Source organism: Ruegeria sp. YKSF131 (genome assembly GCF_059612645.1).
Genome location: NZ_JBXWQZ010000002.1, coordinates 160,912 through 169,073, shown reverse-complemented (window position 1 = coordinate 169,073; position 8,162 = coordinate 160,912). Strand labels below are relative to the sequence as shown.

Annotated in this window: 6 protein-coding genes; 4 read left to right on the top strand and 2 right to left on the bottom strand. The window is 58.6% G+C overall.

Features of this window, described 5'->3' with window-relative positions; all coding sequences use genetic code 11:
* The 3 genes from AC2FLZ_RS01740 to AC2FLZ_RS01730 form a co-directional block, all read left to right on the top strand.
* Positions 1–339, top strand: a 339-nt coding sequence (locus AC2FLZ_RS01740; RefSeq protein WP_496881647.1) for a transposase, incomplete at its 5' end; no start/stop codon positions are given.
* Between the two features lie 129 nt (positions 340–468).
* Positions 469–1,626, top strand: coding sequence for an acyl-CoA dehydrogenase family protein (locus AC2FLZ_RS01735; protein ID WP_480482138.1), 1,158 nt, complete (start codon positions 469–471; stop codon positions 1,624–1,626).
* Between the two features lie 176 nt (positions 1,627–1,802).
* The gene (locus AC2FLZ_RS01730) at positions 1,803–3,074 is read left to right on the top strand and encodes an NAD(P)/FAD-dependent oxidoreductase (protein WP_480519053.1); all 1,272 of its coding nucleotides are present in this window, start codon (positions 1,803–1,805) and stop codon (positions 3,072–3,074) included.
* A 2-nt stretch (positions 3,075–3,076) separates the two neighbouring features.
* Here the strand turns inward: AC2FLZ_RS01730 and AC2FLZ_RS01725 are convergent, their stop codons facing one another.
* Positions 3,077–3,778 (bottom strand): SDR family oxidoreductase, encoded by a 702-nt coding sequence (locus AC2FLZ_RS01725; protein WP_480475618.1) that lies wholly within the window; start codon positions 3,776–3,778, stop codon positions 3,077–3,079.
* 131 nt (positions 3,779–3,909) lie between these two features.
* The gene (locus tag AC2FLZ_RS01720) at positions 3,910–4,812 is read right to left on the bottom strand and encodes a LysR family transcriptional regulator (protein WP_496881646.1); all 903 of its coding nucleotides are present in this window, start codon (positions 4,810–4,812) and stop codon (positions 3,910–3,912) included.
* A 75-nt stretch (positions 4,813–4,887) separates the two neighbouring features.
* On the opposite strand from AC2FLZ_RS01720, the gene AC2FLZ_RS01715 reads away from it, so the two are divergent.
* The gene (locus AC2FLZ_RS01715) at positions 4,888–8,100 is read left to right on the top strand and encodes a reductive dehalogenase (protein WP_496809321.1); all 3,213 of its coding nucleotides are present in this window, start codon (positions 4,888–4,890) and stop codon (positions 8,098–8,100) included.
* Positions 8,101–8,162: the final 62 nt, after the last annotated feature.

Below are 8,162 nucleotides of genomic sequence, written 5' to 3'. Positions count from 1 at the left end.
GCGATGGATGGTCCCGCCTTCGCGGCCTATGTCGAAAAAGTGCTGGTCCCGGAATTGGCCCCAGGCACCGTGGTCATTCTCGACAACCTGGCAACGCACAAGAACGCCGACGCCGCCAGGGCGATAAGGGAGGCAGGGTGTTGGTTCCTCTTCCTGCCGCCCTACAGCCCCGACCTCAACCCCATCGAAATGGCCTTCTCTAAGCTCAAGGCCCAACTCAGACGGATCGGCGCGAGAACATTCACCGATATGTTCAATGCCATCGGCCATGTATGCGACCTCTACTCGGCGCAAGAATGTCGGAACTACTTCAAGGCTGCTGGATATGTCTCAGGTTAAAGGCGGGACGCGTTAGTTACTTAGCAAAGAAACGTTGCGTTGTTCGAAGTCGGAACGCCACGTCACGTGGATTGGCGGGAATCGGGCCGACCGTTAGGCTTTTGCGAAAGACTGTTTGGAGAGCCTTTGATGTCACTTTTCACTTCGACCGCGGCATGGGTCACCGACGAACACCGCATGTTCGCGGATATGGCTGGCCGGTTCATGGATGACGAACTGTCGCCGAATATCGAAACCTGGGTTGAAAACGGGGCCGTTGATCGCGACTTCTGGCGCAAAGCGGGTGAAACCGGCCTGATGGCTGGTGCAATCCCCGAAGAATATGGCGGCGTCGGCGGTGGTATGGGCTTTGACGCCATCACCGCGTACGAACAGGGCGCACGGGGCGACGCCGGCTGGGGCTATGGTATTCAGTCGATCGTGACCCATTATCTTACCGCTTATGGCAGCGAAGATCAAAAACGGAAATGGCTGCCCAAACTGGCTTCGGGCGAAATGGTCGGTGCACTTGCCATGACAGAACCCAGCACCGGCTCGGATGTTCAGGCTGTGCGCACAACGGCCGAGAAAGACGGAAACTCCTACCGGCTGAATGGCTCGAAAATCTTCATCACGAATGGCCAGACGGCGGATCTGATCATCGTGGCCGCCAAGACTGACAAGTCCGAGGGCGCGCGGGGTGTGTCATTGATCGTGGTCGAAACCGAAGGGGCCGAGGGGTTTCGCAGGGGGCGCAACCTCAAAAAACTGGGGATGAAGGGCAACGACACGGCCGAGCTGTTTTTTGAAGATGTCAAAGTACCGATGACGAACCTGCTGGGGGCTGAGGAAGGTCAGGGGTTTTATCAGCTGATGAAGCAACTGCCATGGGAACGGCTGAATATCGCGATCATGGCGCTGGGTTCGATCGATTTTGCCATTGCCGAAACGGTAAAGTACGTGCAGGAGCGCAAAGCGTTCGGTCAGCGGGTGATGGATTTCCAGAACACGCGTTTCAAACTTGCAGAATGCAAGACCAAGGCCGAGGTTCTGCGCAGTTTCGTCAATGACTGTATCGGCAAACTGGAGGCAGGCGAACTGGACGCGGCCACCGCCTCGATGGCCAAATACTGGGGCTCGGAGGTGCAGAACGAAATCATGCACGAGTGCCTGCAACTGTTCGGCGGATACGGTTTTATGATGGAGTACCCAATTGCCCGTCTCTACGCAGACGCCCGCGTGCAGATGATTTACGGCGGCACCAACGAGGTCATGAAAGAGGTGATCGCACGGTCGCTTGACGTTTGAAGGTATCCGGGCGGCCTCTTGCCTGATGTCATCATTCCTGACGGAATGCTCGCTTCTGTTGGACCTCGCAGGCCCGTGCTTGCGGGGTTTTTTCGTTGTTGACCCGACCACAGTTGCCCACTTGCAAAGGACGTGCAGCGGTATGATGATCCGCCGAAAAGACTCAGAGGTCTGACGTGAACGATCCCGAACAAGCCTTGTGGCGGACTACATGTACCGAAGCAGTCACTGCTCTGCCGCTGAGCAGTGACAAAACTGTCGATCTGGCCATTATAGGTGGCGGATATACCGGGTGTTCAGCTGCCTTGACGGCAGCCCGTACCGGCGCTTCGGTCTGTTTGCTTGAAGCGCAGAAGATCGGGTTTGGCGGGTCAGGGCGCAATGTCGGTCTGGTCAATGCCGGGCTGTGGCTGCCACCGGATGAGATCCGCGCGCATATCGGTGCAGAGGCTGGTGATCGCCTGATCGATCTGCTGGGCAAAGCACCGTCAGACGTTTTTTCCCTGATCGAAGAACACGGCATCACATGTGAGCCCATTCGCAACGGAACCCTGCATTGCGCGCATTCCGCCTCGGGCCTGAAGGACCTGCAAACGCGACATGCGCAGCTAAGCGGGTCTGGCGCGCCGGTAGCGCTGCTGTCGGCGGATCAGGCCCGTGACCGGACCGGCAGCGATGCTTTTCATGGGGCGTTGTTCGACCCTCGCGCAGGAACAATACAACCCTTGGCTTATGTCATGGGATTGGCGCGTGCCGCGTCTCAGGCCGGGGTGCAGATCCATGAACAAAGCGCGGTGCAGACCCTTCGGCACGAAGGTGGGCAATGGGTGTTGACCACACCGAGCGGGACTGTAAGGGCCAAGTCCGTCATTCAGGCAACCAACGCCTATCACCTTGGCTTGCCAGATACTGCGCCTGCCTATGTTCCCGTTTATTACTTTCAATACGCTACAGCCCCGCTGTCGCATAATCTGCGCGCCAGCATTCTGCCGCAGGCAGAAGGATGCTGGGATACCGGGCTGATCATGACGTCCTTCCGGCTGGATCAGGCGGGGCGGATGATCATTGGCGGCATGGGTGATCTGGGGAATGCAGGACGCAGCGCGCATACCGGATGGGTCCGACGCAAACTGGCTGAGCTTTATCCTCAGCTTGCCGATCAGCCGTTTGAACAGGGTTGGCACGGGCGGATTGCCATGACCTCGGACCATATCCCGAAAATCACGCAGATTGGCCCCAACGCTCTGGCCGCGCACGGATATTCCGGCCGTGGTATCGGCCCTGGCACGGTGTTCGGGCGAATGATGGCCGAAAGTCTTCTTGCAGGTGAGCTTTCGCTTTTGCCCGTTCCTGCGGTGCATGAGCATCGCGAAAGCTGGACGCGCGTGCGCCGCGCCTTTTTTGAATCCGGCGCGGCGCTGACGCATCTGATAAAGGCGCGGATCTGAATTCAGACCGAGCGGGTGATGCCACCATCAACCCGGATATTCTGCCCGGTGATGTAGCCACCGCCTTCGGATGCCAGCAGGGCCACGACCGAGGCGACCTCGTCATAACTGCGCCCATAGCGCCCCATGGGAATGCGAGCGCGGAATTCTTCTTTTTCGGGCAGGCTGTCAATGAAACCGGGCAGGATGTTGTTCATGCGGATGTTTTCGGCAGCGTATTTGTCCGAGAACAGTTTGGTGAACGCGGCCAGCCCGGCGCGAAACACACCTGAGGTCGGGAAAACCGGGTCAGGTTCGAATGCAGCGAAGGTCGAGATATTGATGATCGATCCACCGCCCTGCGCCTGCATGATCGGTGTCACAAGCCGCGTGGTGCGGACCGCATTCATAAAGTAGACGTCCATACCGGTGTGCCAATCCTCGTCTGTCAACTCAAGGATCGGAGCACGGGGGCCGTGGCCGGCGGAATTGACCAAGACGTCAATGCGCCCCCAATGGGCCATGGCCGCATCAACAAGCTTTTGCAGATCCACCGTGGACTGGTTCGAGCCGGTTACACCGACGCCTCCCAACTCATGCGCCAGCGCTTCGCCCTTGCCCGAGGATGACAGAATCCCGACCTTGAAACCGTCTGCGGCCAGCCGCCTCGCGGAATCCGCGCCCATGCCGCTGCCGCCTGCTGTGATGAGTGCTACTTTCTCCATCTGAGATCTCCGTTTTGATTTGGTTTCAGGATGGCGAATGATTTGCGGTTTGACCAATCAGTTTTGTTGAGTACTCGTGACCGTGTCCCGCAGCCGAACCTGGCCCGGGTCATGCGCAGCTGACGGCTGTCTCAGGTCTGAAGGGACGCTGCGATGGCTTCTATCCGGCCGCGTAACCAGCGATGGGCGGGGTCATTGGTGGATCTTTGATGCCAGACCATATAGATGGACACAGGCGGGCAGGCGAAAGGTAACGGTGCGCAATCCAGCGCGGCAAGTGGGCCCTGTTTCATCAGTGCCGTATCTGTCGAGATCAGGTCGCTGCCCTGCACAAAGGCCGGGATCGCGTTGAAATGCGGCAGGGTTACAACCGCAGGATTGATCTGGCTTTGATCAACGCCGCGCATCACGGCACGGGCGTTTCGGCCATCGGCAAATCGCACCTCGACATGGTCGCTGTGGCAATAGTCCTGCCAGCTGCCCGGTGGTCGGCGTTGCGTGGCGTCGTAGAACACCATCAGCGGGCTTTCGATCAGTCTTTTCTGGAAAATATCCGGTCCGTCGGGCGGCAGCGGGGTTAGCATCAACTGGCACCGGTCGCTGCGCAACAATTCGGGGTCGGGCACACCCGATGGGATGAATTCCAACCGCAGGCGCGCGTCTTCGGCGCGTGTGTCACGCAGCAACCGTGGAAAGATCAGCTCTCGTGGCATGTCATTGGTGGCGATGCGGATGTTGATCTGTTCCGACAGCGGATCGAACGGTCGGCCGTCGGTCAGCGCGCGCATCCCGTCCAGTACCTTTTGCGCAGGCTCTTTCAGGGACAGGGCCCGTTCGGTTGGTGTCAGACCCTGACCTGAGCGAACAAACAGCGGGTCGCCCAGGACCTGCCGCAGTTTGGCCAGAGTATGACTGATCGCAGATTGCGTAACCCCCAGCCGATCTGCGGCTTTCGAGACCGAGTTTTCCTCGAGTATCGTCAAAAAAGTGCGTAGAACCTTGCCGTCGAGGTCAATGAAATCGAATTTGCTCATACCATTTATGATTAATCATGAATGGTTTTGCTGTCCATGGCGGGGTACGGGACGGGCATCAACAGGAGATATTCGATGGGGATCCGTTTATTCTCGGACAGAAACCGGCCTGTTCATATGGGCGGCTACCCGCTGGAGCGTTTGGCCCGGCAAAATGACATGCCGGATCTGTCGCTTGTGCCCCCTTTGGCCGAGCTGAGTTTCCGCCGACCGGAACACCCTGACAGCATCGTCAATGCGATGGGTGAGTTTCAGGCGATGATGGACGCCATCCGCGACGGAATGGTGAACCCGGTTGCATCCGAGATTCCATCGAACCCGCAGGAACGGGCCAACCACATCAAAGCATTCGGCTATTTCAACGATGCGTCGATGATGGGGTGCGGACCGCTGCCATCTGATGCGCGGTTGTCCGAGGCCCGCCGCAATCCCGATATTGACCGGCTTGCCCACGCGTTGCGCACCCGTCAGACCAAAACGCTGGCATCCGGGATCGACGTCATCATGGCTGATCTGAAAGACAGTATCGAGGCCGCGCCCAAGCCAATCGACAGCCATTGGCACAGCATTGTCTTTCTTTACGAACACAACCGCGACCCCGACCTGTCCGAACCCGGTGCTGATTGGATTGTCGACGCCCAGGATCATCGTGCCTGTCTGCTGGCGACCGAGAACGCGGTGGTCATCGCCAATTACATCCGCCTTTTGGGCTTTGACGCGCGGGCGCACAGCATGATGTCGACCGACGTTGATTTGGGCAAGCTGGCGGTTGCCGCTGGGCTGGCTTCGGTCGAGAATGGCGAGGTCGTCGTGCCCTGGCTGGGCAAGCGCTTTGGTTTGGCCGCTGTGACGACTGAGATGCCGATCGCCCATGACAAACCGCTCAAGCCTATGGCCGATCAGCCCTGGTTCCGGACGCAGGGGCCGGCATGGTGGTTGGGAACGGGCTTTGCCAAGAACGCCCTCAACCGTGACCCCTATGCCAAGCGGCGCTATGTGGACGGGGCACATCCGTTTGAGAAACTCAAACGGGTCGAGACACCTACGACCTTTATTGACGAAGAGAATGTCGCTCGCGTGCCCAAGCGTGCGGATATGTTTGCCCGGGCGCAGTTCGGAGATATGGGCAAGTCGCTACAGGACGCGGCCAAAGGTGGGTACTACGTACGCAAGGCAGCACCGAGTTTTGCCCAACGCCGCGCTTTGGGTGCGTTTGTGCTGTTGCAGGACGGTGAAAGCGCTGACGCGTCCAAGCAATCTGACGCGCAACGCAACGCAGCAAACATCAAGGCTGCGACTTATTTTCTGGGGGTCGATGCGGTGGGTCTCAGCCGCTGCCCGGAATGGGCCTGGTATTCCCATGACGCGACCGGCGAAGAAATCGTACCGCCCCATGATCAGGCCGTCAGCATGATCATCGATCAGGGATATGAGACTATGGAGGGTGCCAGCGGCGACGACTGGATCAGCGTCGCTCAATCGATGCGCGCCTATCTGAGATTCTCCTTGCTGGGTGGCGTGATTGCTCAGCAGATCCGCAATCTGGGCTACAAGGCCAAGGCGCACACGGTGATGGATGGCGAAGTTCTGCAACCTCCGCTTTTGTTGCTGTCCGGTCTGGGCGAAGTCAGCCGGATCGGCGAAGTGATCCTGAACCCCTATCTGGGGCCCCGCCTGAAATCAGGCGTGGTGACCACCGATATGCCGATCGCGCATGACAGGCCCATTGATTTCGGTCTGCAAAGCTTTTGTGAGTCTTGCAACAAATGCGCGCGCGAATGCCCATCGGGCGCGATCACGGCTGGGCCAAAGCTGATGTTCAACGGCTATGAAATCTGGAAATCCGACAGCCAGAAATGCGCGACCTACCGCGTGACCACTCCGGGCGGCGCGATGTGCGGGCGGTGCATGAAGACCTGCCCCTGGAACCTTGAGGGTATCTTCAAGGAACGCCCGTTCCGCTGGGCCGCGATGAACATCCCCTCTGCGGCGCCTGCATTGGCCAAGCTGGATGATGCGGTTGGCAATGGCGGTCTGAACGACACCAAGAAATGGTGGTGGGATATCGAGTTGCAGCCCGACGGGGCGTATCGGCCAACAACACACCCTTTGAACCGGCGCGATCTGCAAAAGGATCTGGACCTTAGATACGAGGATCAGACATTGGCGGTCTACCCGGCCTATTTGGCCCCGCACCCTTGGCCCTATCCGTTTGCAATGGATCGCGAGGCAGGAATTGCCGCCTATGAGGCTTTGGTGACAGCCAAAGAGTACAAGGCGCGCAAAGCTGCGGGGGATATGTCGATCATTCATCGCTATCAGGTCGCAGGTGATGCGCCGGTGATGAGGGTCGCTGTGACTAAGGTCGACAAGATGACCGCTGACGTCACCAAGTATGAATTTGCCTCCCTTGACGGTGCGCCGCTTCCGGAATGGTCCGCAGGCGCGCATCTGGATGTGCTTGTCGCGCCAGAGTTCCTGCGACAATACTCCATGTCCGGCGACCCGTCAGAACGGGGAACCTATCAGATCGGTGTTCTGCGCGAGGATGAAGGGCGGGGTGGCTCGGCATTGCTGCACCGAATTTTCAACGTAGGGCGCAAGGTTTTCATATCGAAACCGATCAACCATTTCGAACTGGACGAAGAGGCGTCCAGAACCATTTTGATGGGGGGTGGTATCGGTATCACTCCGATGATCGCATTTGCTCATCGCCTGCATGCATTGGGCATGGATTTCGAGTTGCACTACTCGGCCAGGACGCGGGGCGGTGCGGGGTATCTGGATGATCTGGCGGGGATGCCCTGGGCGAACCGCGTCCACTACCATTTCTCGGATGAAGGCACGCGCGCTGATCTGGATGCGATCCTTTCGGGGTATCAGCAGGGATGGCACGTCTATACGTGCGGGCCTGATCGGTTCATGGATGGCGTCATGCAGGCGGCCGAACATCAGGGTTTCCCCGAAGAGGCCCGACACCTTGAATATTTCTCTGTCCCGGAAACCCCGGAATACGAAAATCACCCATTTACCCTGAAACTCGCGCGTTCAGGTAGAACGCTGCCGGTGCCCGCAGACAAGGATGCCGCGCAGGTTCTGAACGAGGCGGGTTTCCACGTGGATGTGAAATGTGCCGATGGTATCTGTGGTGTGTGCAAATGTGGTGTCCTTTCGGGCGAGGTCGAGCATCGGGATTTCGTGCTGTCCAAAAAGCAGCGCCAAGGGGCCATGATTCTGTGCCAAAGCCGCGCTGTGGCGCCGGATGGTGTGATCGAGCTCGATCTGTAAGCATGGTCAGAAAGCGACCTTTGGACGGTGAAATTTGGTCGCTCGGCCCATGGACGTCAGGT